This window comes from Micromonospora sp. AMSO12t (assembly GCF_008806585.1).
Taxonomy (GTDB): domain Bacteria; phylum Actinomycetota; class Actinomycetes; order Mycobacteriales; family Micromonosporaceae; genus Micromonospora; species Micromonospora reichwaldensis.
In genome coordinates this window covers 13,531-38,194 of sequence record NZ_WAAS01000036.1, presented here as the reverse complement: position 1 = coordinate 38,194, position 24,664 = coordinate 13,531, and the positions used below count along the sequence as shown (strand labels likewise).

The window sequence follows — 24,664 nt, the reverse complement described above, 5'->3', positions numbered from 1 at the left end:
CGAGCCGGCGCCGGAACTCGACGACGCGGAGCTGCGCGGGGCGCTGGAGGCGATCCTGCTGGTGGTGGACGAGCCGGTCAGCGAGCTGGTCCTCGCCCAGGTGCTGGAGCAGCCCGCCGAGCGGATCGGGCCGGTGCTGGACGAGATCGCCGCGGGCTACACGGCCGCCGGACACGGCTTCGAGCTGCGCCGGGCCGCGGGTGGCTGGCGTCTCTACACCCGCCCGGAATACGCCACCTACGTGGAACGGTTCGTACTGGACGGGCAGTCCGTGCGGCTGACCCAGGCCGCGCTGGAGACACTGGCCGTGGTCGCCTACAAGCAGCCCGTGACGCGGTCGCGGATCTCCGCCATCCGGGGTGTCAACTGCGACGGGGTGATCCGTACCCTGGTCTCCCGCGGGTTGGTCGAGGAGTGCGGCACCGAACCGGACAGCGGGGCGTTCCTCTACCGGACCACCACGATGTTCCTGGAGAAGCTCGGGCTGAACAGCGTCGACGACCTCCCGCCGCTGGCCCCGTTCCTTCCCGACGACGTAGAAGAGCTTGCCGATGCCACGCGATGACCGCACGCCCCGCCCCGACGCGCCCGCCTTCGAGGGGGCCGAGCGCCTGCAGAAGGTGCTGGCCGCCGCCGGCGTGGGTTCCCGGCGCGCCTGCGAGGACCTGATCTTCCGTCGCCGGGTCACCGTCGACGGCCGGGTCGCCCAGCTCGGCGACAAGGTCGACCCCGCCACCGCCGTGATCCACGTCGACGGCGAGCGCCTCGTCGCCGACACCCGACTGGTCTACCTTGCCATGAACAAGCCCCGCGGGGTCGTCTCCACGATGGCCGACGAGAAGGGCCGCACGGCGCTCGCCGACTTCCTCGGCAACCGGGTGGAGCAGCGGGTCTACCACGTCGGGCGGCTCGACGCCGACAGCGAGGGCCTGCTGCTGCTCACCAACGACGGCACCCTCGCGCACAAGCTGATGCACCCGTCGTACGGGGTGCAGAAGACGTACCTGTGCGAGGTGTCCGGGCCGATCCCGCGCAACCTCGGCAAGCGGCTGATGGCCGGCGTGGAACTCGAGGACGGGCCGGCGAAGGTCGACTCCTTCCGGGTGGTGGACACGCTGGGACGGACCGCCCAGGTGGAGCTGAGCCTGCACGAGGGACGCAAGCACATCGTCCGCCGCCTGCTCGGCGAGGCGGGCCATCCGGTGAGCCGGCTGGTGCGTACCGCGATCGGGCCGATCCGGCTGGGCGACCTGCGCGCCGGGCGGACGCGGCGGCTGACCAACGCGGAGGTCGCCGCCCTGTTCAAGGCCGTGGGTGACTGACCCCCGAGTTCGGGGTACGGCTGCCGGTAGGCTCCCTGGCGGCCCGGCGCGGGCGGCGCCCACCGGGCGGCGCGACGCCGGGCATCATTGAGAACGTTTGGACAACCGCTCGCGACACATCCGGTGTTTCGTGAGGTACGGGCTGAGGAGGACGACGGTGGAGGAAAACGAACGGGCCGGGCGATGTGTGGTCGCTGTGGACGGACCGTCCGGTTCGGGTAAGTCCACCGTCTCCCGGCGGCTCGCCGTCGGCCTCGGTGCCCGCTATCTCGACACCGGCGCCATGTACCGCGCCATCACCTGGGCGGTGCTGCGCTCGGGGGTCGACCTGACCGACGCCGAGTCGGTGGCCAAGGTCGCCGGCGAGGTGGACCTGCGCATCGGCACCGACCCGCAGGGGTACGGCGTGACCGCCGACGGCGTGAACGTCGACGCCGAGATCCGTGGGCCGGAGGTGACCGGGGCGGTCTCCGCCGTAGCCGCCGTGCCGGCGGTGCGCGCGCTGCTGGTCACCCGGCAGCAGGAGATGATCACCAATGCCGGCCGGATCGTGGTCGAGGGCCGCGACATCGGGTCCGTGGTGGCCCCGGACGCCGACCTGAAGGTCTACCTCACCGCCTCCGAGGCGGCCCGGGCCGCCCGACGCAGCGCCGAGGATGCCGCCGACGTGGCGGCGACGGCGGCCGACCTGGCCCGGCGGGACCGGCTCGACTCGACGCGCAAGGCCGACCCGCTGACCCAGGCCGCCGACGCCGTGGTGCTGGACACCACCGAGTTGGGCATCGACGAGGTCGTCGGGCGCCTGCGCGACCTGCTGACCGATCGGGGTGTGGCATGACCGACACCGACGGGTGGATCGAGCTGCGGGAACCGGACGTCGACACCGAGGAGCCGACCGGGCCGCAGCCGGTCGTGGCCGTGGTCGGCCGCCCCAACGTGGGCAAGTCGACCCTGGTCAACCGGATCATCGGGCGCCGTCAGGCGGTCGTCGAGGACGTCCCCGGGGTCACCCGGGACCGGGTGCCGTACGACGCGCAGTGGGCCGGCCGGCAGTTCACCGTGGTGGACACCGGCGGCTGGGAGCCCGACGCCAAGGACCGGGCCGCCGCGATCGCGGCGCAGGCCGAGACGGCGGTCGTCACGGCCGACGTGGTGCTGTTCGTGGTCGACGCGATGGTCGGCTCGACGGACGTGGACGAGGCGGCCGTACGGATGCTGCGCCGCAGCGCCAAGCCGGTGATCCTGGTCGCGAACAAGGCCGACAACACCGCCATCGAGATGGAAGCCACCTCGCTGTGGTCGCTGGGCCTGGGTGAGCCGTACCCGGTGTCGGCGCTGCATGGACGTGGCTCCGGCGACCTGCTCGACGCCATCATGGCCGCGCTGCCGGAGGCCCCGAAGATCGTCGAGAACCGCCCGCGCGGCCCGCGCCGGGTGGCCCTCGTCGGCCGGCCGAACGTCGGCAAGTCCAGCCTGCTCAACCGCTTCTCGGGCGAGGAGCGGGCGGTCGTCGACTCGGTCGCCGGCACCACCGTGGACCCGGTCGACAGCCTGGTCGAGATCGGCGGGGAGACCTGGCAGCTCGTCGACACGGCGGGCCTGCGCAAGCGGGTCGGCAAGGCCAGCGGCACCGAGTACTACGCCAGCCTGCGGACCGCCGGGGCGATCGAGGCCGCCGAGGTCGCCGTGGTGCTGCTGGACTCCAGCGAGCCCATCAGCGAGCAGGACCAGCGGATCCTGTCCATGGTCACCGAGGCCGGGCGGGCGCTGGTGATCGCCTTCAACAAGTGGGACCTGGTCGACGCCGACCGCCGGTACTACCTGGACAAGGAGATCGAGCGCGAGCTGCGCCGCATCCCGTGGGCGATCCGGCTCAACCTGTCGGCGCAGACCGGCCGGGCGGTCGACAAGCTCGCGCCGGCGCTGCGCAAGGCCCTGGCCAGCTGGGAGACCCGCGTACCGACCGCGCAGCTCAACTCGTGGCTGACCGCGCTGGTGCAGGCGACCCCGCACCCGGTACGGGGCGGTCGGGCGCCGAAGATCCTCTTCGCCACCCAGGCGGGCGTGGCGCCGCCGCGCTTCGTGCTGTTCACCACGGCTCCGCTGGACGCCGGCTACCAGCGGTTCGTCGAGCGCAAGCTGCGCGAGGAGTTCGGCTACGAGGGCAGCCCGATCGAGATCTCCGTACGCCCCCGCAAGAAGCTCGGCCCCGGCGGCCGGGGCAAGGCGCACGGCTGACCCGCCCGATCTGAAGCCGGGTGGGAGCACGCTCCCACCCGGCTTTTCCGCTGCCCATCAACTTCCCTATCCTCCTAGGATGCTGTAGGGGATGTGCGCGGGACGACGCGTTCCGGCACGGGAGGGGGCAGTGCGGACGGCGCGAAGATCCTGCGCTAAGCTGTACCGGCTGTCGCGGGGAGATCCGCGCGAGAGCATCGGGACGTGGCGCAGCTTGGTAGCGCACTTGACTGGGGGTCAAGGGGTCGTCGGTTCGAATCCGGCCGTCCCGACGGGTATTGAGCAGGGCATCCACAAGATCATCGATGATCTTGTGGTCACGGACGTGGTCACAGTGATCGCTACGGTTGAACCGTCGGTCTCACGTCGTGACCACGGGGGTGCCCTCATGACCGTCAACAGCTACCGCCTCAGCGGCAACAAAATCGCCTGGTACTACGTCATCGACCTGCCACCAGGGCAGGACGGCAAACGGCGCCAGCAGAAGCGTCGCGGTTTCCCCAGTCAGAAAGCCGCAGCGGCTGCTGAAAAAGCCGCGCTGCAGTCTTTCGGGCATGCTGGCCTGGCTGCCGACGGCAGCGTCGCCGCTGAACTGCAGGGATGGCTGGACGAACGAGAACTCGATGTCGAAGAAACCACGCTGTGCAACTACCGTGACCTGATCCGGTGCTACGTCAATCCGCACATCGGCTCCCGGCAGCTGTACGCCTTGGACAAGCGCGTCCTCCACGAGCTCTACAAGACGCTGCTTCGCTCGGGCAACAAGAGCGGCGGACCGCTGTCGGCCACGACCGTCCGCAATGTCCATCGGGTCCTCATGAAAGCTCTCAAGGATCTCGGTATCAGCATCGAAGGCGTGCGTCAGCCCAAGAAGGTTCAGCGGCAGACGATGGGCCGCAAGGGTGTGTGGACGGCGCCACAGGCCTCCGCTTTCTTGAAGTTCCATGCGACGCATCGGCTTCACGCGGCCTGGGTGCTCGCCGTCGTACTGGGCATGCGGCGCGGTGAGCTGGCCGGCTTGAAATGGACGAGGCTTGACCTCGCGCGGGGAGTCTTGTTTGTGGACTGGCAACGGACGACGACGAGCGCGGGCGTGGTGGAGAAGAGCCCGAAGGGCAGGAGTACGCGCCCCATCGCGATCGGAGGACTCGTTGTCGCGGTCCTCGAAGCCCATCACGAAGCACAGGCGGCTGAGAAGGCCGCCGCGGGCATCGCCTATCAGGACCTGGGCTACGTCTTCTGCCGGGAGGACGGCAAGCCGTACTACCCGAAGTACTTCACCGACAAGTGGGAACTCGCGTGCCGTGCGGCGGGCCTGCCTGTGATTGCTCTGCACGATGCGCGTCATACGTCGGCTACTGCCGGTGCGGACGGGGGCGTGCCCGAACACGTGATGCAACACCGGCTCGGCCACGCCGAAGGGCGTACGACCAGAATGGTCTACACTCACGTCCTACCGGACGCCGAACGAAGAGCAGCCGAACTCATGGAGCGCGCCCTGCTGTCGGGCCCTCGCCTAAATTAGAGCGACAGTCCAGGAAGCCGTCGCTGCCGTCGCGGCACTTGCCGGGTGAACCGCACCCGCTGGCGTAAAGCGGGCCGGCGTTTGAGGGATCACCCCCGCATACGCCGGGAGCAGGCCGAGCAGGACGAGTTCTTTCCGCTGCCCCGCGAATCACCCCGCGTGCGCGGGAGCAGAATCAACGGTGACGTCGCCGTGGACGCGAACGGCGGATCACCCCCGCGTGCGGGGAGCAGGGCGCGGCACCTGGTCAGAGGTGCCGCGCCGAGGATCACCCCCGCGTGCGCGGGAGCAGAGCGACGCGCGGGTCGATGACGTCGGCCGGCAGGGATCACCCCGCGTGCGCGGGGAGCAGCTGCCAACGGAGGGGACACGCCACGGGGCAGCGGGATCACCCCCGCGTGCGCGGGGAGCAGGAGCGCGTCCGCCTTGGCCTTCGCGTCCTTGAGGGATCACCCCGCGTGCGCGGGGAGCAGCGCCCCACCGGCGTCTACGTCTTCCCCCGGTTCGGATCACCCCCGCATGCGCGGGGAGCAGTGGTCCGAGCCGGCATAGCCCCCGGCTGTGTCGCCGCCGCGTGAAAAATCGGGCTCTGGCGCACATTTTGTGAGTCGCGCTCGTCGGTAGTTCGGGTTGGGTGCCGGGATGGAGATCATCCCGGCGTTGCTGCCGCACCTGATGGGCCTGCGGCTGGAAGCGGTGGTGATCCGGGCCGTCGGGGTCAGGATCAACGCGGCGACACAGACGGTGCGAGCACGCTGTAGCGCCTGCGGGACATGGTCGACCACTGTGCATGGTCGCTATGTGCGGCGGCTGGCCGATGTCAGGTTGGGTGGCCATGAGGTGCTCATCGCGTTGACGGTCCGCCGATTCACCTGCGTGAACGCCGAATGCGGGCGGCGGACGTTCGTCGAGCAGGTGCCAGGGTTGACCCGCAGGCATGCCCGCCACACGGTCCTCGCGGCAGGTGACCTGCAAGCCGTCGCGGTGGCGTTGGGCGGTCGACCGGGCATCTGGTTGGCGCAGCGGTTGGCGGTGTCAGTGTCCCGTTCGACGTTGATCCGGATGATCCGCCGGATGCCCGACCTGCCGCCGGTGACGCCGACGGTGCTGGGCGTCGACGACTTCGCCCGCCGTCGTGGCCACCGCTACGCGACAGTGCTGCTCGACATGCACACCCGCCGGCCGATCGACGTTCTGCCCGACCGCACCGCCGACACCCTCGCCGCGTGGCTGCGCGACCATCCTGGTGTTCAGATCATCTGCCGTGATCGAGGTGGCAGTTATGCCGAGGGCGCCCGTAAGGGAGCACCTGAGGCGATGCAGGTCGCCGACCGGTGGCACCTGCTGAAGAGCCTTAGCGACACCGTCGAGAAGGTCATCCGCGGGCACCGCCGATGCCTCCGCACCCACACCGATCTGACACTGGTCCTGGCCGCGCCGGCCGACGAGCCGTTCAGGACCGGACGTCGGGCGGCGAACACCCGCCAACGCCACGCGGCCGTGCACGCCCTGCGAGCCGAAGGACTGTCGATCAGCGCGACCGCCCGCCGCCTCGACATGAACGTCAGAACCGCCCGCAAGTACGCCCACGCCGCCACCGCCGAGGCGTTGATCGGCCCGAACGCCAGCAGCCGCCCCAGCGTCCTCGCCCCGTTCCACTCCTACCTGCGGCAACGTTTCACCGATGGCGTCCATCAGACCGTTGACCTGCACGGGGAGATCGTGGCCCGCGGCTATCAAGGGAGTGTGCGGGTGCTGCGGGACTGGCTCGCCTCGAACCGCACCCGACCGACCCCCGCGACCGCAGTCCGGGTGCCGTCGGCCCGGCGGATCACCGCCTGGATCATGCGCCCCGGCCACAAACTCAGCGACGACGACTGCGCCGATCTCGCGGACGCCCGCCGCCGCTGCCGTGACCTCGACAGCGTCGCCGGCCTCGCCCGCGGGTTCGCCGCGCTGGTCCGCCACCAGGGCACCGGGCAGCACCTCGACGCCTGGATCGACCGCGCCCGCCACGCCGGATACCCCGAGATCCGCGGCTTCGCCGCCGGCCTCGCCGGCGACCGCGACGCCGTCGTCGCCGGCCTCGCCCAGCCCTGGAGCTCAGGCCCGGTCGAGGGCCAGGTCAACCGCATCAAGACGATCAAGCGACAGATGTATGGCCGCGCGAACCTCGACCTCCTCCGCAAACGCGTTCTCGCCACCCATGAGCCGTCGTTGCGAAGATCAATCACAGGATGTGTGCCAGAGCCAAAGTTCAGCCGGCGTTGACAGCTGTGACCCAGGGCCGTCCTTCCGCTTGGTGGCTGCACTGCACCGGATGCGGCCAGGGCGAGGACGCAGCCCGTACGCCGTCGAGGCCGACGCCGCGCGGCGAGGCTGACGTGGCGCTTGGCGTTGCGTGCTGCCTCTGTCGACGACGACAGTGGGGCACTGTAGACGCCACCGTCACACTTTGAAAGGCTTTCACGGCACGGTGTGCATGCGTTGGGTCGACCCTTGGCCTCGACCTGTTGTCACGGTGGCACGTTCTTGGAAGGGGTTTGCGGGTGACACACGATCTTCCGCCACTTGTGGCGCTGCCGTCCGCAGTTGTCGAGACGGACGTTTGGCCGCTGCTGTCGAAGGCGATTGGCGGTGACGAGCACGGCCTTACTATTGGTCATCGTCGCTGGCTGACGGTCGCGAGGCATCACTCCTCGGCCCTGTATGAGAGCCGCGAGCTATCACCGGTCGTGTCGCCGTCGTGCCTGTCGTTACTAGAGAACGTGGGCAAGTCGGTGTTGAATCAGGAGTTGACCATGGCGGTCAGCCGTCGTGCGGCAGGGTGGGATGTCGCGCGACGAGACGCCGCGAAGGCTCGCGTGATCTCGTCGGCTCGTCGCATCCTCGCCGATCGCCTCGGCGTCGCCGACCATGGCCTGTTCGGTTCTGGTGAGCGGCAGGTCCTGCTCCAGCAGGTAGCACGCGGTCAGGTGGCTCGTAGTTACGAGGCGGTCGCGTTGCAGGTGCTCGGCTGGTGGTCTCTCCTATTGCCGGGTCGCCGAATTCGGGCGCTCGTTGATGATACATATACCATTCACGCGCCGGCAGTAGAGGATGCACGCGACTGGCGAACCATCTTCGACAAAAACTTCGGCAAACTGTCGCCGGAATACTCGGTCACCGAAGACGGTCCGGACCATTCCCGTAGTTTCAAGGTGCTGCTGAGGACAAGGGATGGGCGTTCAGCGGTTGGTGCTGGTCAGCGAAAGAAGCAAGCGGTTCAACGTGCCTGTCAGGCGTACCTCGTTGCCCACGCGCAGGGTCTGCTTGATCGTGTCGAGCCGGTCAACTCGGCCGCTGTGCCCTGCAAGGACGGTCGCACCTCTCCTGTTTACTCTGAGCATCGGCGTTTGGCGCGTGAGTTCGGATGCCCTGATCCGTATCTCTTTGCGAAGGCCCTCACCCACTCCTCCTGGGTGTACGAAAACCTCGCTCGTGGAGATACCCGATTGGACGGTAATGCGGTATTGGCGAACCTGGGAAGCGCGGTGCTTGCGACGTGCTTTACACGCGCCAGAGCCAGTCATTTGTTGAACACCACCGGCAAGCCTGATCCCGATATCTCATTGACACTCACAATGCCAGACAGTGACCTTCGCTCACTCGCCGCGGCACTCGGGCTACCCGCCGCAGCACTGCTTGGTGCAGGGCAGCGAACAGTGGGAGTGAGTGACGAAATGGCTGCGAATTTCGTGCAGGCAACGTTGGCAGCCGCCTTCGTGCAGACGCCGGATTGGACTGTTTTCGAAAGCCGTCTCCCTGCAGTTGTGTCCAGATTTCTGCTTGAGCAGAGTAGGCGGTCGCTGCTAGATCCGGTTACGCTCATGCAGGAGTTGGCTGCCGAGCTGCAGTTTACGTGGCAAGAGGATAGCGAGAAGTTTGGCCCTGACCATCGTTCTGAATATCAAGTCACGACCCGCCTGATTGCTGGCGCTTCGGGGGTCGCCACAAGTGGCCGTGGGCCGAGCCTAAAATCTGCCCGGAAGCAGGCAGCGCAGACCGTGCTCGATGCGGACCAGTTGCGTACCGGCCATGCAATAGATGATGGCCGGGGCGATATCGCGCGATTTCTTGTAGAACGGCAGCTCGACGCGTTGACTACTACCCGGCGATCGCGATGGGAGCAGTTGCAGCGGCGAAACGCTCTTGGCGCCAGGTACGTTGCCGCTGGCCAGTGGGAGAGCTTCGGGCGCTGGAATCGCGAGGTGCTGCGCGCAATGCCGGCAACCTCAACGCCGCCGCTCGATAGCCTGGACACTCTCGCTGAGTATTACGGCGATGCGGTGCGGCGTATGCAAGTTCGACCCCAATTCGTCGCGGCGCTCACACGGGTCGTCGATTGGATTAGGTCGACCGAAGAGGATGACAGGATTATTCTTCAGGAAAGTCCGTGGAGCGAACTATTGGCCCTGTCTGCTGCACAAGGGGTGTGGCTTTCTCCGAACGATGAAGCCGATCTCGTAGAAGTCCTCCACGACTGGGCACTCTTGAACAAGAAACACTTTGCCGTACGTGTTGATGCTCCAACGGACGTAGTGCCGGTCGACAAGCGATCGGCGTCGGCCATCCTGCGGATTCTGCAGCAGTCGACGCCGGCAGCCATTGGCCAGCGGGCACCAATATGCGCCAGCCTGTCCTCCGGCCCCGCAGAGCATGTCGTTCGCCTTTATGTAGAACACGACTGGGCGCGTGACCCTCTGGAGTCGCCATTTATCGCATTGGTATGCGAGACAACGTCAGACATTACCGTGACACGCGCCGGTCGTGAGGTTCGCATTGAGGTCGGACACCGAACCCTGATGTCCTCGGCGGGCTGGTTGTGGGCGGCAGTCAGGCAGGCGCACCGGGCCGACGACTACGACCACGAACTCAGTGCGCTCATCCACAATCTCAAGAATGAAGTCACGGCAGCGCGTGTGGCGCTGACCAGCGCGACGACAACGCGCACCCAGCGCCGCGAGTCGGACCTGGCTGCCAGTAAGCACCTCGACACAGCCATGACTATTGCGCACCGGCTAGCTGACGCCGACATGCTGTACACCTCCACAGTAGACGGTTCGACTGACTTGACTATGTTCCTTCGCAGCTACACAGGGGACCTCATTCGGACCCTTCCGCCGACGGTGCGCGTGATCCCCCCGACGACGCCCCCGGCCGTTGTGGCGGTCAGCGGAAGCGTCTTACGGGGGATGTTTGACAACCTTGTGAAGAATGCGGTCGAGGCCATGCAGAACGAAGGAGAACTCGCCTTTGACTACACCGTGGTGTCCGGTGACAACCTCGTTCTCTTGGAAGTGCGGGACACTGGGCCAGGGCTGCCGCCGCAAGTCATTCAGGCTCTCAGATCTGGAACCTCGGTCCCGAGCAGCAAGCGTCACGGAAGTGGACTCGGCCTACCCGGCGTCATGCGCGTCCTACGTCGGATTGGCGGTGACTTGCAGCCACTCGATACCACCGCAGGGGGGTGGCTAGTCGCCTTGCCGCTTACCTCAACCACCGAAGAGGAGGCCCCACGTGACTGAACCAATCCCTGTAGCACGGCGTCCGCGGCTGCTGTTCATCGACGACCAACGTGAGGTCGCCCGCACGCTCGCCAAGCTGCTCAATTCCTTGTCTGTTGAGTGCCGGTTCGCCGACGACGGGGAAACTGGGCTGCGACGGCTCCAGTCCGAAGTCTTCGATCTCGTCATTGTGGACCTCCGTATGCCGCCAGTAGAATGGGGCGGCCTTTGGCTGCTAGAGAAACTTGCCGAACACCAGATTGCAGCGAACGCGATCGTGCTGTCCGGCGAGGCTGGACAATCCGAAACGATCAAGGCGATGCGACTCGGCGCTCTCGACTTTGTTGTGAAGGACAATGCCCAGGCGGAGCTGTGCGATCGCGTCAAGGAAGCGCTCGCCGAGGCCAGGCGACTCCGCTGGCAGTTTGCGGCAACAGGCCTTCCCGCTCCTTTGTCGATTCCTTTCACTCGGATGGCGTTGCGAAATGATGAGATTCACAAGTTGCGAGCGGCCGTAATTTGTGTAGAGGCGGTGTATCGATTCGCCGCCCTGGCGGCATGCGCTGTTTGTGGCCCTTCCGGCCGGAATCTCTTGGTCGATTCCCTTGCTAGTCCGAGCATGGGCACATGGCAGCACCTATGCCGCCGACTCCTGGATGACCTGCCCCCCTCCACACTGCGGCGATGGCTGGAATTCATTGTCGGAACCACTGCAAACGAGATCACTACCCTTCGCAACGACCTGCATCACGGTGCCGACCCTACTCGACGCTGGGCGCAGGAGCATCTACCTATAGTTGGTGACTGGCTCGACCAGTTCCTCGCACTGGCGCGATACTGGCCACACATCAGTCTGATCGTGCCAGGCGCGCTCGAGTACAAGAATGGCCGCTTTCTTGTTGACGCCGCGACGATCTCGGGAAATGCGTCTGCAGTGGGTTCGGACCGCCTCTCCCACGACAAGCCGTTAGATGCGGGTCATGTTCACCTCCTTGCGGAAGGCTCACTGATCGACATGTGGCCCATGGTCCTCGCAGAGCGAGGAGAAATGCCAGGGCGATGGAACATCTTCGTACTTGACAGCTATCGAAACAGCGGAAGTCGGGCGGGAACCGCTACGGGCAAACTGCGCTACCTTGATCTAGAGCGTGGCGAGCGGGCAATGTCGCCGGCAACGGTCGTCGAAGACATCCGACTCAGAACGGACTGACTCGACTTACCTGCCGTCTTGGCTCGCGTGCAGATGATCACTCCCGAGCATGGCCAGCGAGCCTGCGAGAGAAGACCCCGTAGGTGTCACAGGACTATGCGATGCGGCGAATCGCTGCGTATCTGGTTGAGCCAGTGGACGGTAGGACCGGATCACCCGCGTGCGCGGGGAGCAAAACACCCGCGCCAGCGCGTTGAGCGCGGCCTCGGGATCACCCCCGCATGCGCGGGGAGCAGGCCGTCTGCTGCACGTCGAGCAGCGGCTTGTACGGATCACCCGTTACCCCGCGTGCGGGGGAAGCAGCACACGTGCGCGGTGTACTGACTGTTCTTGACCGTGGAACGGCTGCACTCGTCGGCGATCCAGCCGTGCACGGCCCGGTCAACGGCACCGTTCGTGATCATTCGTACGGGGATGTGACCGAGGGCGGGAACCACCCGTTTCCGCCAGCCGGCGAGGTATGGATCTAGCGTCTTCCGCTCCAGGCCACGTAGCGCCAGCGTCATTACGCTGTCGCCGTATTCGGCCAGTCGCTTTGTCGCGGCGACCGGGTCGACGCCACCTTGTGCCGCACTGACCATCCCATCGATCCATGCTTGGGCCTTTTCGGGGGTGGCGACCGTCGTGGGCTTTGGCAGCCGGCGCTTCGTCGTCGGGTCGACCCATCGGACGCGTGCCCGGGTAGGGACACGGTGGTCAAGGTTGGGGCGGCGTTGGCACTCGACCGGCAGCTCAGCTCTACGTGATGCTGGGATCTCCGCCGAGGTCGTTGGTGAGATCGGTCAGCGTCAGTGGTTCGTCTGCTAGGCCGGACACCTTAAGGGATAGGATCGCGGCTTCGACATTGTCCGCGTAGACGATGACGGCGAGTTCCTCCCGGGCGCGTGAGACGCAGACGTACAGCAAGCGCCGGCTTCGTTCGACGGTCGTGTCTTTGCCGTTCGCCTTGTTTTCGCGGTCAGTTTGCGACAGTTCAGCGAGTCCGAGGAGTTTGTCGTAGGAGTATGCCGGCAGGACTCCTTCGGAGTCGTCTAGCAGGACGATGACCCGCGGGAACTCGGCGCCCTTCGTCGCGTGCTGCGTCGAGTAGGGCGACTGACGGCTGACATAGCGAAGGTAGCCTTGGAGCTCGCGCACGTCGCACGTCATGAACGCATCGAGGACTTCTCGGGCCTTCTCGGACAGGACCTGGTCGCTGTGGGGTCCTTCGGGGTCGAGGTATCGGGCGAGTTGTGGAACCGGGTCGATAAGTCTGGTGCGGTGTGCGAACCGTAACGCCTTCCCGACCGAGCCGGGGCCGGCGGCGGCGACGAGGCCACGTAGATCAGTCACGGCTTCGCGTGCGGACGTTAGTCGCTCCCGCACGACGCCCGCTCCGGCGAGGCCGTCACGGATCAGACCGCTGTGTTTGCGCAGGATACGGAGCGCGGCGTTGTCGTTCGAGGCGTCGCACAGGGGCAGGATGACGTTGGCGAACGGCGTGATGGGCCAGGCTGTGCCTTCGATGAACGCGGTGGCCAGTGCAGGTGGGTTCTTCGGGTGGAAAGCCGCGTGCAGGTTGGCGAAGCCGAGTCGCCGGGCCGCGAGCTTATGCATGGCGACGAGAATCTTCACGCCGTCGGGTCCGTCGGCGGACCAGGCGTCGCTCGACGTGCGGTGTGCGAGCCAGCGGCGAACGGCATCCATGCTGGCGACACGGTCGGCGTCGGCAGGCAGAACAATGAAGTAGGCGTGTCCCTCTGGTGTAAGTTCGTTGGGTCGGCCGGGTGTCTGCTTGTTACCGTCGGCGGCGGCTCGTACCCGGTTGACGACCTCGAGCACGCGGCGCGAGGAGCGAAAGTTTTCGGGTTTGTTGATTAGCGCCCAGTCCGGCTCGGGGGGAACCTGGCCGATGCCGGTGGGGTAGATCTGCTGCATCGGGTCGCCGAAGAATCCAAGGCAGAAGTCGCTCTTGACGCTTCTGTACATGTGGATGAGGCCCGCAACGACGTCCGCCTCCGTATCTTGGCTTTCGTCGACGAAGAGGATCGGGAAGCGGGTCGCAATGACCTTTGCCAGCAGCGGTTGCTCCATGAGCATCCGCGGCACCATCTTGAGGACATCCGCGTGTCCGACCTGCCCCCTGCCGTAGTCGGGCCCGACGCTGTAGGTGAACTTGCGGACCGAGTGGAGCCCGTCTAGTTGACGTTGGTAGCGAGCTCGGTCCTGGGTCAACGCGTCACGCTTCGTGGGTGCCTTCGCCTTGTCGATCTTGCCGCTAAGCTCGTCGAGCTTGCCGGCGAGTTGGCGCTTGATCCAGGCACCGATGTCCGACTGGAACGGTGCGACGACGTCCCACAGGAAGCTGTGAATCGTCGACACATAGACCAGAGGGTCGTCGTGGACATCGCCGTGGATCTCGGCTGCGGCGACCTCCGTGTAGGTGATGCAGGCTATGCGCTGGGTACGCGCCCGGAACTGGGTACGGCGGGTTGCTGTCACGTGCGCCAGAGCCTTGACGAGCGAGGTAGTCTTCCCAGAACCCGCGCCGGCGGTGACGATGAACCCGGCCTTTCCCTTGCGGTCAAGGACATCGCGGATCAGTCGGTCGGCGTCCGTGTCTCGGGCATCGATCCGGCCGGTCATTTACCAACCTCGGCTTCGATCGCAGTCAAGGGTGCGGTTTCGGGCGGATTGACCGTGACCCGGTCTCGTAACCAGTTGAGACCGTCTGTAATGTACTGCGGCGCGGTCCACTGGTTGTGGTCCTTGGTGATGAGCGCGAGGGCGAAGTCGGTTTTGTCGAAGGACTTGACGCGGTTGTAGATCTCCTCGTGTAAGCCCTCCAACGTCATGGCCGCCGCTCCCGAGACGCGGAGCCGGAGATCGGCCTGTGCCTCATGCTGGCACCACCCGAGGTTCTCCAAGGCGAATGCCTCTTCGAAGGTGCGACCAGCTAAGGCTGTCTGCCGATCGCCCCAGCTGATCGGTCGGCGGATCTGGTATGCAATTCGGATACATCCCGGAGTACCGGCGGCGGCCGGTGAGGACTTCACAGCCTCGTCCGCATCGAGAAGCTGGTCGATCGATCGGATACGAGGGATCCATGAGGCCAAGGTTTCGTTGCTCGTAACCGCGCCCGCCTGCGTCGTCATACACGCCGACCTAGCTGCAGGCACCTTGTCGGAGTCGGTCGCGGCCGCGTCGGGGCTCGGCCCTCGCACGCTGTCCAGGTCCGTGATGACCAGCGTGGGAAGTTCCAGAAACGTAATCAGTTCCTGGAACTTGTGGGCATAGGCCCCGCCGACCTCAAGGATCGTGAGGTGGCTTGACTGGAGCTCAGGCACCGATTTTTGAATGATCAGTGGCAGTAGTAGCCTTTCGACGTTGCCCTCGACCAGAATCGCAGCGTCGGCGAAGAACAGGTCGCAGTGGGTCAGTTTCAGGTATTGCCGAAGGAAGTGCCTGGTGTCATCCTCCGTCGTCTCCCGGAACGTCATCAGATCCTTCACGTCGGTGTGATGGACATTGCCGTCTGCGCCGGTCCGCTTGAAATACCGAATTGGCTCAAACGACTTCTCGTAGATGACGTGAGCGGAGTGTGTCGTGACGATCATTTGAGTGGCGAAGGCCGGCTCAACCTGTGGAAGGATTTCACGGATCTTGCGGATGAAGACCTGCTGCAGTTGAGCGTGTAAATGTGCCTCGGGCTCCTCGATGAACACTAGGTGGATCGGGGGTCGCTCACCTTCGGCATCGATCCATCGATGGTGAAAGTCCAGGACCTCGACTACCATGTAGATCAGATTTTTGAAGCCGAGCCCGTTGTACTGGTCGGGCAGCGTTCGCTCAGATCTGCCCATCGAGCCGCCGGTCGCAGGTAGAGCGTAGTGGACCCGGGCGCCGCTGTTGAGGACGCTCTGGGCATTGAAGGCAGCCTTCACCACCAATCGCGGATGGACGAAGCCTGGATAGCCGAGGTCGGCAAGCTTGTCCAAGGTCGGCTCAAAGACCTTCGCGAAGTGCTCGTTGAGATGGCGTTCCGAGTCCGCAATCGCAGCGACCGCCGCGAGATCATTCTCCCGCTGTTCGAGATTGCGGGCGTAGAAGCCACTCAACTTCCGAGACAGGTCTTCGGCCCGACCGCGGCTCTCGCCGTCAACCAGGTGACGCTGAGCGTCAAGGAAGTCAACCTTGATCAACGAGTCGAGCTTGGCGCCGAGGCGGCTCGCGCTGTCGCGTGCAGTGTAGGGGGCGTATCCCGCAATCGGCTCCAGCCGCTCGTCGCAGTGGGTGGCGTCCAGGATCGCGTAGGTGATCTCGTACTCGTGCCGCAGCTCACGGCTTAGATAGTCGGTCAGCGACTGCGGCCATGGTTCGTAGTTGGAACCCTCTGGGCGTTCGACGGCCAGTGCCCTGCTGCGGTACTCCTCGAAGTTTTCGATCAGGGCCTTGCCGTTCTTGGGCATGTACGAGAGGCGGATTCCTACCAGGCCGGAACTCCAACTCAGGTTGGGCAGAAAGTCGACGACACGGTGCAGGTTGTCATCATCACCGTTCAGGTCGAGCCAGATGTCCAGAACGATGCGCGGAAGTCGCTCGTCGGGATCATCCGAAGCGGCGTCGAACGCGTCGAACTCTGCCCAGCAGTCGGCGGTGAAGTCGTAGAGCCGGAACCGCTCTTTCTCGGCACCGAGGAACAGTCGGAACACCTGTGCGGCCGAGGTCTTCCCGCTGTTGTTTGCGCCGACGAAGACCGTCGTCTCGGGGTCCAGATCGATCCTGACGTCTCGGAGCCGCCGGAAGTTCTTCACACGGAACGTCTTGACGTACACGCCGCTCCATTCGCTGCAGAAGCACGCCGCGAAGAGCGCGCGTTTAACCGTCAACGTCCAGCCTGCTGCCAAGCGCCACGTTCGACATCTCCGTGACGCCTCTTATGGCGCCTGGCTTCAACCTCCGCTGCGACCGACCTGATCCAGCGACGCAGATCGTCGTCGCGTTGAGGCCAGATGGTCAGCTGTGTCCGTCAACGAGTGCGATGCTCGCGTGACCCAACGATGATCTACCACTCGCTGCGGAAACGCCAACACCGGTAGTGTCAAGTAGGCGACGAAACCCGGGCCGTGGGCAAGCCCAGAAGGGCAGGAATTCTACGGCAACTTGCACCTGTTTGGGTGCTCGTCAGAACCCCCTGGCCAGCCGCGCGACCGTCCGCCCGCGTAGGCCGCGCTTCCGCCGGCTTCATGGCCCATAGTCGCGCGGAACGAAGAACGAGAGTATCGAGCCGACGGCGATTGCGATCCAGCCCGCTCGATGGGCCATCCAGGGAAGGGCGCCGAAGGCCACCCGGCCAAGTGGGCTCCGCCGGTGTGCTGACGGGTGATCCTCCTCGACTACGTCTTGGTGCTAGCCGACACGCCGTTCGCTGCGGGACAGCAAGTCGCATTCGTCTGAATCGTGACCAGTGTGATTACCTTAACTCCTGGAATGGGCCCGCTCCGTGGTCTCCCCGACGCATGCTCTCCTATCACGGAAAGGCCCAGGTCGCAACCCTGCGCCATGATCCTTTGGTTCGGATGCCATAACCTCGGCTCCACGATGTGCCATTGACCAGATGATCACGCCACCCGTCTGGCAAAGATTTTTCTCTGAGCCTCAAGGTAGCGGCGCAGGTCGACAACGCTATCGGTCTCGGAATCGGCCGCGTCTCCTAGAACCTCGTCCGGCTCTATGGAGTTCGCCTCAGCAAGTTTTCGCGTGTAATCGCCAACGAGGTTGACTAGCGTTTTCCACTGCTCGACCGAAAGATCAACGGTGATAACGCCGCCGACGGAATAGGCTTGCACCGCATCCAGGTCGGAAATGAGCTGGCTGACGACGCCGACGTCTAGTCGTCCTTCGCGAGCTGCTTCCAGGTAAGCACGCAATGAGGCGTTGAAGTTTTTGAGGCAGCCGGGGATCGCACGCTTGCGCCTCCTTGCGGCGATCAGCGCAGCGCCTCCAACGACTGCCACTCCCGCGGCGGTGACCCCGACGATGACCCACGGGTTTCGTAGCCTGCCTCTGAGACTCGCTACAGCCCGCTCTGCTTGGTTCTTTACCGGGCCGGCGACCTCATCCAAGTGCTTGAAGACTTGTCCCGTGGCGGCATCTCGAACCACGCTGCCGATGCGGAACAATTCTCCCGTGGCTATTCGAGCCTGGATCTCCGGCGGTATGTGAAGGTGGACCTGCTCGATCACCTGATCGATCACTGCTCGTCCTCCGCCGCAGACTCCTGGTTCCTGGCATCTAGGTCGGCTCGATTGTAGAGATTCGTGATGGCTCACCGAACGACACGCGCTCCCAGGGCCCGGCAAAGTCGTCAGGTGATGCCGAGTAGGGCCAGCAGACGGGTGCTGTCGAGGGCGTGATGGCGGTTGGCGGCGGCGATGTTGGTGATGTCGGCGGTGCGCAGCGCGTCGATGGCGGTGTTGCGCAGGGCGGCCATGACCTGGGGTCCGGTGCCGGTACGGGTCTGGGAACGGTCTTCGTCGTAGGTGGCGATCCCCGACGGCACGCTGATCCCGATCGACCGGGTCGCCGACCAGAGGCCCTACTGCTCCGGAAAACACGAGCGTCACGGTGTGAACGTGCAGGTCATCACAGACGCAGTAGGACGCCTGGTCTGGGCCTCGCCAGCGCTGCCTGGCGCCATCCACGACCTGAGCGCCGCCCGAGCCCACGGCATCGTCGACGCGTTCAACAGCGCTAACGTGATGACCTTCGCGGACAAGGGCTATCAGGGAGCCGGAGGCAGCGTGCGCACGCCGTTCAAGCGCCACCGCTACCGGCCGAGGCTGTCCCACCGCCAGCGGCCCTCAACCGTGGCCATGCCCGGCTCCGCGCCCGCGGCGAGCGCGCCATCGCCATGCTCAAGACCTGGAAGATCACCCCCGGCGTGCGCGGGGAGCAGGGTGAGTCGGTGACCGTGGACACGGGCGACCTGGATCACCCCCGCGTGCGCGGGGAGCAGCCCGACGAGGTCATGACGGACCCGAAGGCGTACGATCACACCCCGCGTGCGCGGGGAGCAGGCCCGCTGACCTGCGGCTCTAAAGATCAACAGAGTGGCTTTCCATGACTTTGGCTTGCAAGATCGTCCGGGGTTGACCTGGGAGGATGCTTTCTGTGGTCGGTGTGCAGCTCTCTTGATCGCACAGATGGTGATCTTGTTCCTGTGCAGGAGCGCGGCCAGGTCGTATGGGCTTTGGGCGTCGCTGGCGAGGTTGGGATGACCGGCGGGTCTTGCGATGATGTGGTCTTCCCTGAGGTAGAGGATCTTGCGCCGGCGGTTGGTGGGCTGTTGGGCCTGGTGTGGCCGTGGCGGCATCGGTAGCCGGGGCGTTGGTTGATCCAGTGCGATTCCATCTTTCGGCCGCACGCTCCGCAGCGCAGTAGTCCGGTGAACAAGGTAGCTGCGCATCGTCCCGTCGCGGGCGGTCCGGTGGCAGCGGACGGCCTGGGCGGCGACGAAGTCCTGCTCGCTGACCAACGCGGCGTGAACCCGTTGCTTGGAGACCACCCAGTCTGCGGTTGGGTTCCGTCGGACGGGTTCTCACTCCGCGCGGCTGGCATCGGTGTCGGTGTGCACGGGCTGCCGGTTACAGACCTGCCGGCCGGAGTAGCGAGGGATGGCGAGGATCGCCGCGACCGTTCGTAGGGTCCACCGGTCGCCACTGCGGTGGGGATTGCGGTCGGGATCGTCGCCCGATGGGCACGGTATGCCGGCGTCGTTGAGGGCACGCGCGATGCCGGCGAGACTCTGGCCGTTGAGGCGTTGGGCGAACATCCACCGCACGTGTCCGGCCGTGGGCGGATCCGGATCGAGTCGTTGAAGCCGGCGATCCCAGCGCGCGTGCGCGGCGTTCGGATGAGGGCCAGTGTCAACGAGTCGGTAGCCGTAGGGCGGCCGGCCGCCCAGATACCGTCCCTGCTCCCGCGCTTGGGCCCGCATCGCCGTGACGGCCCGGAACCGGGCGCGCTGCACCTCACGTTTCGACTGGGCGCCCGGCATCATGATCAGCGCTTGGTGGGTGGGTCGTGGTGATCGACGGGTCCGTCCGTCTCGGGCAGCCACAGCTGCACGCCGTGATGATCGAGCACGGGGGCCAGGTGCTGCAGTTGGTTGGCGGAGAACGCCCGTTCGTACTCGCCGACCACGATTGCGTCGAACCCGCGATCTGGGTCTTTGAGCGCGGCCAGCAGCGCGGCGGCCTGTGGGCGCTGCCGCCAGCCGCGGCGGCGGGAGCAGCCGACGTCGAAGTACTCGGCGACGATCATCCCGTGAGCGGCGACGAGCTCGCTGGCGCAGTCCCGCTGCCAGTGCCGGGACCACGACCACTGGCCGGCCGGGAGTTGGCTTTCGAGCCCGGGCACAGCAACGCCTTGTCGACGGATCGGCTGGGCGACGGTGTTCCTTCGGAAGCGGCGGCCGCCGGCGGCGGCCCGTCTACTCAAGAACATCGGCACAGGCCGAGTGACGTCACCGCCATGCGGCAAGCGGGACAGGCATCGGGACGGATGCGCGGGCTGGGTAGCGAGGCTTTCGGCGCGGCGACGCTGAGTCGGTCGACCCACGAGTCAGGCGTTCGATCCGGACGGTCGTCGTTCTCCCAGTACGTGGCGGGGGTCGGCCGACCCGCGCATCTCCGCGCCGGCGTACCAGTCGCCGATCGTTCGCCTGACGACCATGCAGTCCTCCGATGTCGGGCTCGGGGACAGTGCGGGAAGAACAGCCGGTGCTCCACGCCGGGTTGCCTCCGACTGTGCTGCCGAACCTTATTTGTGGGTGTCTGCCGGCGAGTGCCGGCCCTCAACGGGCCGGCGGCGACATGTGAATGCCGCTCGAATCGTGAGAACGAAGAGTAGTGGCGGCACTTCAGGGATGACAGTGCCGGAGTCGAGGTGATTAACTGTCCCGTTGACGGGACTCTGGCACCGTCCGGCGGTCCCGCAGATCCACTTGGGATGGTTAGGATCGCCGCTTCAGCGCGTTCGACGACGCTGGTTGTCCGTGTCGGGGTGGGCAACCAACGGGGCGAGTGGAGTGGGCATGCACCATCTGACAGTTCGTGTGGCCTGGCACGACAATGCGTGGAACGGCAGTGTGTGTGCCGACCCAACCGGCAATCCCTACTGTCTCGACCTCGACCGGATCCGGATCGGTCGAAAGGACGCCGAGGAGCGGATGCTGGCCCTACGTCCGTTCGCCGAAATCGACCACGACAGGCGCCCGCCGTGCGTGGCCGAGTCGGGCGCGTTTATGAACGCCGAGCCGTGGATCCGGCAGTTCGACCATCCCTACACCAAACTGCGGGACACCGCAGCCACCCACGGTCACCTGCGTCGGACGCCGGTGAAGGTGCCTGAATACTCCACCTTCGCTGTGCCGTTCGCCTGGATGTTGCGGGAGCGGTCGGCGGAGATCGAGGAGCGACTCCCCGAGGCGTTGGCGCCCGACGAGCCGCCACCCTTCCCGTCGCCGTGGGTCTTCCCGGCCGAGCGCCAGCGGCAGCTGCTGGACACCTGCTTCCGTCGGATCACGCCGGGCAGTTCCCTCGTCGTCTTCTACACGAAGTCCGGGCACCCGTTGGGCGACGGCATCAACCGCCTGGTCGTCGGGCTGGGGCGTATCGAGACCATGCGCGGCATCATCGAGTACGACGTGCCGTCCGGCGAGGCGACCTACCCGCTGTGGGACCGCCTGATCAGCCACTCTATCCGGCAGGACGGCGTTGAGGGTTTCCTGCTTCCGTACCATGCCTACCTCGCGCCGACCGGCAGTCCCGAGGAGGACGAACGGCGCCGTGAGCTGCTCAACGAGATCGCCGTCGTGCCGGATCGTGGGCAGATGCTGAACTTCTCCTACGGTAGTGAGGTCGTCTCATCGGATGCGCTCCTCGCCGTCCTGGAGCAGTCGCTCGCCGCGGTTCGGGCGATCATTCGGCATGGTGTCGTAGCCGGGCCCTGGCTTGAGCGGGAGGAGTGGCTCAACGCGCGGATCGCTGAGACTTGGGCCGACCGTGGTGCGTTCCCCGGCAGCGGGGCGGTGCTCGAGGCGCTGGGTCTGCGGCTCGCGACGTCGCTGCTCTACGAACTGAGCAGGGACGGCGTGCTCCGGCCGGCCGAGGATCCCTGGCCGCTTCTGGACGCACTGCTGTCGGGTCGCCGCGAGCCGCCGAACGTCGTCTATGCCGCCGACCTGGCTGCTGCCCGTAACACCTGGCTCGGGCTTCCTGCGCCACGGCGGAACTTCGTGATGCTGCTCAGCCGGTTCGCGCTCACCACCTTGGCGGCCCGTCGTTGGCTCGAGCCGGGGGAGCGGGCGGACGGGACCGAACGAGCCGTCTCCGACGTTGACGTGCTCGCCAACCCGTACCTCATCGCGGAGGTCGATCTGGGCGACCGGAAGGACCCTCCCGTCTCGCTGCCCGTCGTCGACCGCGGGCTGCTGCCTGACGCCACGATCGCGGTCGCCGCGCCACTCGCGCCGCCGAGCCGGGTGGACTCGACCGGTGACAGGCGGCGAGTGGAAGCAGCGCTGGTCACGGTGCTGCGGGCGGCAGCCGACGAGGGGGACGCACTTCTTCCCGTCGACGAGGTGATCGAGCGGGTGGGCAAGCTTAAGCTCAGCCCTCCGCTGACAGTCTCCTCCGACTGGATCAACGGCAACATCACCGGAAACCACCCGACGCTACGGTTGGTCGAGCTACCCGGCCCGGAAACAGCCGGGGGGACGACGACACGCTGCCTCCAACTCGTCGAACTTGCCGAGCGTGAACGCTTCCTGGCCAAGGTGCTGAACGCACGCACTGCGAAGAGCCTTCCCTCGCTGAAGGAGGACTGGCGGAGCCTGCTCCTCGACGCGATCCGTGCTGGCGGCGGCACGGTGGACGACAAGATCGAACGGCACGCCACCGCCCTCGCGGAACAGGCCGCCGCCCTGGAACGGATCACCACCCGAAGGCTGTCTGTCCTCGTCGGGCCCGCCGGCACCGGCAAAACCAGCGTCGTGGGAGCCCTGCTGGCCTCCAGCCGCCTCACGGCCGACGGGGTGCTGCTGCTCGCCCCGACCGGCAAGGCGACCGTCCGGCTCGCCCAGAAGACCAACGCCCGGGCTCGCAACATCGCGCAGTTCCTGTACGGCCTCAAGCGCTACGACGGGCGGCGCCAGCGGGTGCGGTTCACCGGCGGGGAGCCGTACCGTCACGAGCGCACCGTCGTCATCGACGAATGCTCCATGCTCACCGAGGACCAGCTGACCGCGGTGCTCAAGGCCCTCGACCTCGGCCACGTGCAGCGCCTCATCCTGGTCGGCGACCCCAGCCAGCTCCCGCCGATCGGGGTGGGGCGACCGTTCGCGGATCTCGTTGCCCACCTTGACGCGGCGCGCGACGACGATAACGCGGAGCCGAATGTGCGAGCGGCGGCTCTCGCCCGCCTGTCGGTGGAGCTGCGCACCCAGGGTGACCGCCCGTCGGACATCCTCCGGCTGGCCTCGCTCTACACCACGGACAGTCAACCCGTCGACGCCGACTCCGTCCTCGGCGAGCTGGCGCTCAACGCACGGCAGGACAACGGTTCGGCGGGCGCCGGCGGATCCGATTCCGACCTGCGGCTGGTGTTCTGGGAGAACACCCGGCAACTCCACGAGGAACTGCTGAACGAGCTGGCCCTGGCCCTGGGCATGAAGCATCCACAGGACGCCGACGGCTACGCACGCGCCTTGGGCCTGACCCCCGAAGGCTGGGTCCCGCACGCCGACCACAGCGGTGCCGACCGGTTCCAGGTGCTCTCGCCGGTACGGATGCGCGACTGGGGAACCTTCGAGCTCAACCGGTTTCTGCAGAGCCAGTTCCGTTCGGCCGAGCTGCGCCGCGCCCGGCAACGCGGCGGCAGCAGCTACGGCCCGGAGGAGATCGTCCTACGAGACAAGGTCATGCTCGTGCGCAACGACCGCCGATACGGCTACGACCACCAGTCCCGAGAGCAGATCAAGGATTACCTGGCCAACGGCGAGGTCGGCCTGGTTGCCCGGTACAGTAACGGATTCTTCAAGATTGCTTTTGCGGGCCGGGAGTTCAGGCATTTCGACTTCAAGACGGTGCCGGCCAACGCCGAAGGCGTCGACCTCGAGCTGGCGTACGCGCTGACCGTGCACAAGGCCCAAGGCAGCGAGTTCGGGAGCGTCCTGGTGGTCGTGCCGGCGGAGAGCGCGTTGCTGTCCCGGGAGCTGCTCTACACCGCACTGACCCGGGCCCGGCAGAAGCTGGTGCTGCTCGTCCAGGGCAGCGACATTGAACCGCTACGGAAGCTAGCCCGACCCGAGCGCAGCGAGACCGCCCGCCGGAACACCCACCTCTTCGCCCCGGGCGTGCGGCGGAGTGACCTTGGCGTGCCGTTCGCCGAACACCTGATCCACCGCACCGTGCGGGGTGAACTCGTCCGCTCCAAGAGCGAGGTGGTCATCGCCAACCTGCTACACGCGGCGGGGATCGACTACCGGTACGAGCGGCCACTCCCAGGCGAAGTCGTCCCGGGCACTGTTCACCCGGACTTCACCTTCATCGACGCCGCCGGCGATCCGATCGTCTGGGAACACCTCGGAATGCTCGACCGCCCCGGCTACCGCGCTTCCTGGCAGCGGCGCCGCGGCTGGTACACGGCGAACGGCTTCGTGCTCGGCGAAACCCTGTTCACCTCCGAAGAGTCCAGCGGCGGCCTCGACTCGGCAATGCTGAACGAGCAGATCGCCCGGATTAGCGACCTGCTCTGACGAGCGGGTCCTCCGGGTCAGCAG

At 66.2% G+C, this 24,664-nt stretch carries 17 protein-coding genes, 1 tRNA gene and 1 pseudogene; 11 read left to right on the top strand and 8 right to left on the bottom strand.

The features are described 5' to 3' along the window. The 9 genes from scpB to F6X68_RS08480 all read left to right on the top strand — a co-directional run. On the top strand, positions 1–565 hold a 565-nt coding region (gene scpB, locus F6X68_RS08520; protein ID WP_225852077.1), incomplete at its 5' end, for an SMC-Scp complex subunit ScpB. After that, positions 552–1,322 carry a pseudouridine synthase gene (locus tag F6X68_RS08515; RefSeq protein ID WP_121397673.1) on the top strand — a complete coding sequence of 257 codons (771 nt, stop codon included), beginning with the start codon at positions 552–554 and terminating at the stop codon, positions 1,320–1,322. The genes scpB and F6X68_RS08515, both read left to right, overlap by 14 nt. A 157-nt stretch (positions 1,323–1,479) precedes the next feature. Beyond that, positions 1,480–2,160 (top strand): (d)CMP kinase, encoded by a 681-nt coding sequence (cmk, locus tag F6X68_RS08510; RefSeq protein ID WP_151453735.1) that lies wholly within the window; start codon positions 1,480–1,482, stop codon positions 2,158–2,160. Further along, complete coding sequence (gene der / locus F6X68_RS08505) at positions 2,157–3,560, top strand: ribosome biogenesis GTPase Der (RefSeq protein ID WP_132234404.1); 1,404 nt, start codon at positions 2,157–2,159, stop codon at positions 3,558–3,560. Before cmk ends, der begins: the two co-directional genes overlap by 4 nt. Positions 3,561–3,758: 198 nt before the next feature. After that, a tRNA-Pro gene (locus F6X68_RS08500) sits at positions 3,759–3,832 on the top strand. A gap of 116 nt (positions 3,833–3,948) precedes the next feature. Further along, positions 3,949–5,085, top strand: a complete 1,137-nt coding sequence (locus tag F6X68_RS08495; RefSeq protein ID WP_151453734.1) for a site-specific integrase — start codon at positions 3,949–3,951, stop codon at positions 5,083–5,085. 642 nt (positions 5,086–5,727) lie between these two features. Continuing rightward, positions 5,728–7,356 (top strand): ISL3 family transposase, encoded by a 1,629-nt coding sequence (locus tag F6X68_RS08490; RefSeq protein WP_225852076.1) that lies wholly within the window; start codon positions 5,728–5,730, stop codon positions 7,354–7,356. A 278-nt stretch (positions 7,357–7,634) separates the two neighbouring features. Beyond that, positions 7,635–10,652, top strand: coding sequence for an ATP-binding protein (locus tag F6X68_RS08485; protein WP_151453733.1), 3,018 nt, complete (start codon positions 7,635–7,637; stop codon positions 10,650–10,652). After that, the gene (locus F6X68_RS08480) at positions 10,645–11,841 is read left to right on the top strand and encodes a response regulator (RefSeq protein ID WP_151453732.1); all 1,197 of its coding nucleotides are present in this window, start codon (positions 10,645–10,647) and stop codon (positions 11,839–11,841) included. Before F6X68_RS08485 ends, F6X68_RS08480 begins: the two co-directional genes overlap by 8 nt. A 272-nt stretch (positions 11,842–12,113) precedes the next feature. Here F6X68_RS08480 and F6X68_RS34090 read toward each other — a convergent pair whose 3' ends face one another. From F6X68_RS34090 to F6X68_RS08455, 5 genes are all read right to left on the bottom strand, one after another. Further along, the gene (locus tag F6X68_RS34090) at positions 12,114–12,422 is read right to left on the bottom strand and encodes a hypothetical protein (RefSeq protein WP_225852075.1); all 309 of its coding nucleotides are present in this window, start codon (positions 12,420–12,422) and stop codon (positions 12,114–12,116) included. Positions 12,423–12,579: 157 nt separating this feature from the next. After that, positions 12,580–14,466, bottom strand: a complete 1,887-nt coding sequence (locus F6X68_RS08470) for a UvrD-helicase domain-containing protein (protein ID WP_151453731.1) — start codon at positions 14,464–14,466, stop codon at positions 12,580–12,582. Then, positions 14,463–16,727, bottom strand: a complete 2,265-nt coding sequence (locus tag F6X68_RS08465) for an ATP-dependent endonuclease (protein ID WP_225852074.1) — start codon at positions 16,725–16,727, stop codon at positions 14,463–14,465. The genes F6X68_RS08470 and F6X68_RS08465 overlap by 4 nt, the downstream gene beginning before the upstream one ends. Before the next feature lie 714 nt (positions 16,728–17,441). After that, a complete protein-coding gene (locus tag F6X68_RS08460; RefSeq protein ID WP_151453730.1) occupies positions 17,442–18,077 on the bottom strand; it encodes a hypothetical protein in 636 nt (211 codons plus the stop codon). Between the two features lie 110 nt (positions 18,078–18,187). Further along, positions 18,188–18,382, bottom strand: a complete 195-nt coding sequence (locus F6X68_RS08455) for a hypothetical protein (protein WP_151453729.1) — start codon at positions 18,380–18,382, stop codon at positions 18,188–18,190. On the opposite strand from F6X68_RS08455, the pseudogene F6X68_RS08450 reads away from it, so the two are divergent. Then, a pseudogene (locus F6X68_RS08450) lies at positions 18,369–18,769 on the top strand (transposase family protein); the annotation flags it as partial. The gene F6X68_RS08455 and the pseudogene F6X68_RS08450 overlap by 14 nt on opposite strands. Before the next feature lie 155 nt (positions 18,770–18,924). Here F6X68_RS08450 and F6X68_RS34635 read toward each other — a convergent pair. From F6X68_RS34635 to F6X68_RS34075, 3 genes are all read right to left on the bottom strand, one after another. Next, positions 18,925–19,233, bottom strand: a complete 309-nt coding sequence (locus F6X68_RS34635; RefSeq protein WP_255474711.1) for a hypothetical protein — start codon at positions 19,231–19,233, stop codon at positions 18,925–18,927. 187 nt (positions 19,234–19,420) lie between these two features. Further along, positions 19,421–19,882, bottom strand: coding sequence for a recombinase family protein (locus tag F6X68_RS34080; protein WP_225852072.1), 462 nt, complete (start codon positions 19,880–19,882; stop codon positions 19,421–19,423). A gap of 2 nt (positions 19,883–19,884) precedes the next feature. Beyond that, positions 19,885–20,334 carry a hypothetical protein gene (locus tag F6X68_RS34075; protein ID WP_225852071.1) on the bottom strand — a complete coding sequence of 150 codons (450 nt, stop codon included), beginning with the start codon at positions 20,332–20,334 and terminating at the stop codon, positions 19,885–19,887. 583 nt (positions 20,335–20,917) lie between these two features. On the opposite strand from F6X68_RS34075, the gene F6X68_RS08440 reads away from it, so the two are divergent. Beyond that, the gene (locus F6X68_RS08440) at positions 20,918–24,640 is read left to right on the top strand and encodes an AAA family ATPase (RefSeq protein WP_151453728.1); all 3,723 of its coding nucleotides are present in this window, start codon (positions 20,918–20,920) and stop codon (positions 24,638–24,640) included. Positions 24,641–24,664 lie beyond the last annotated feature (24 nt).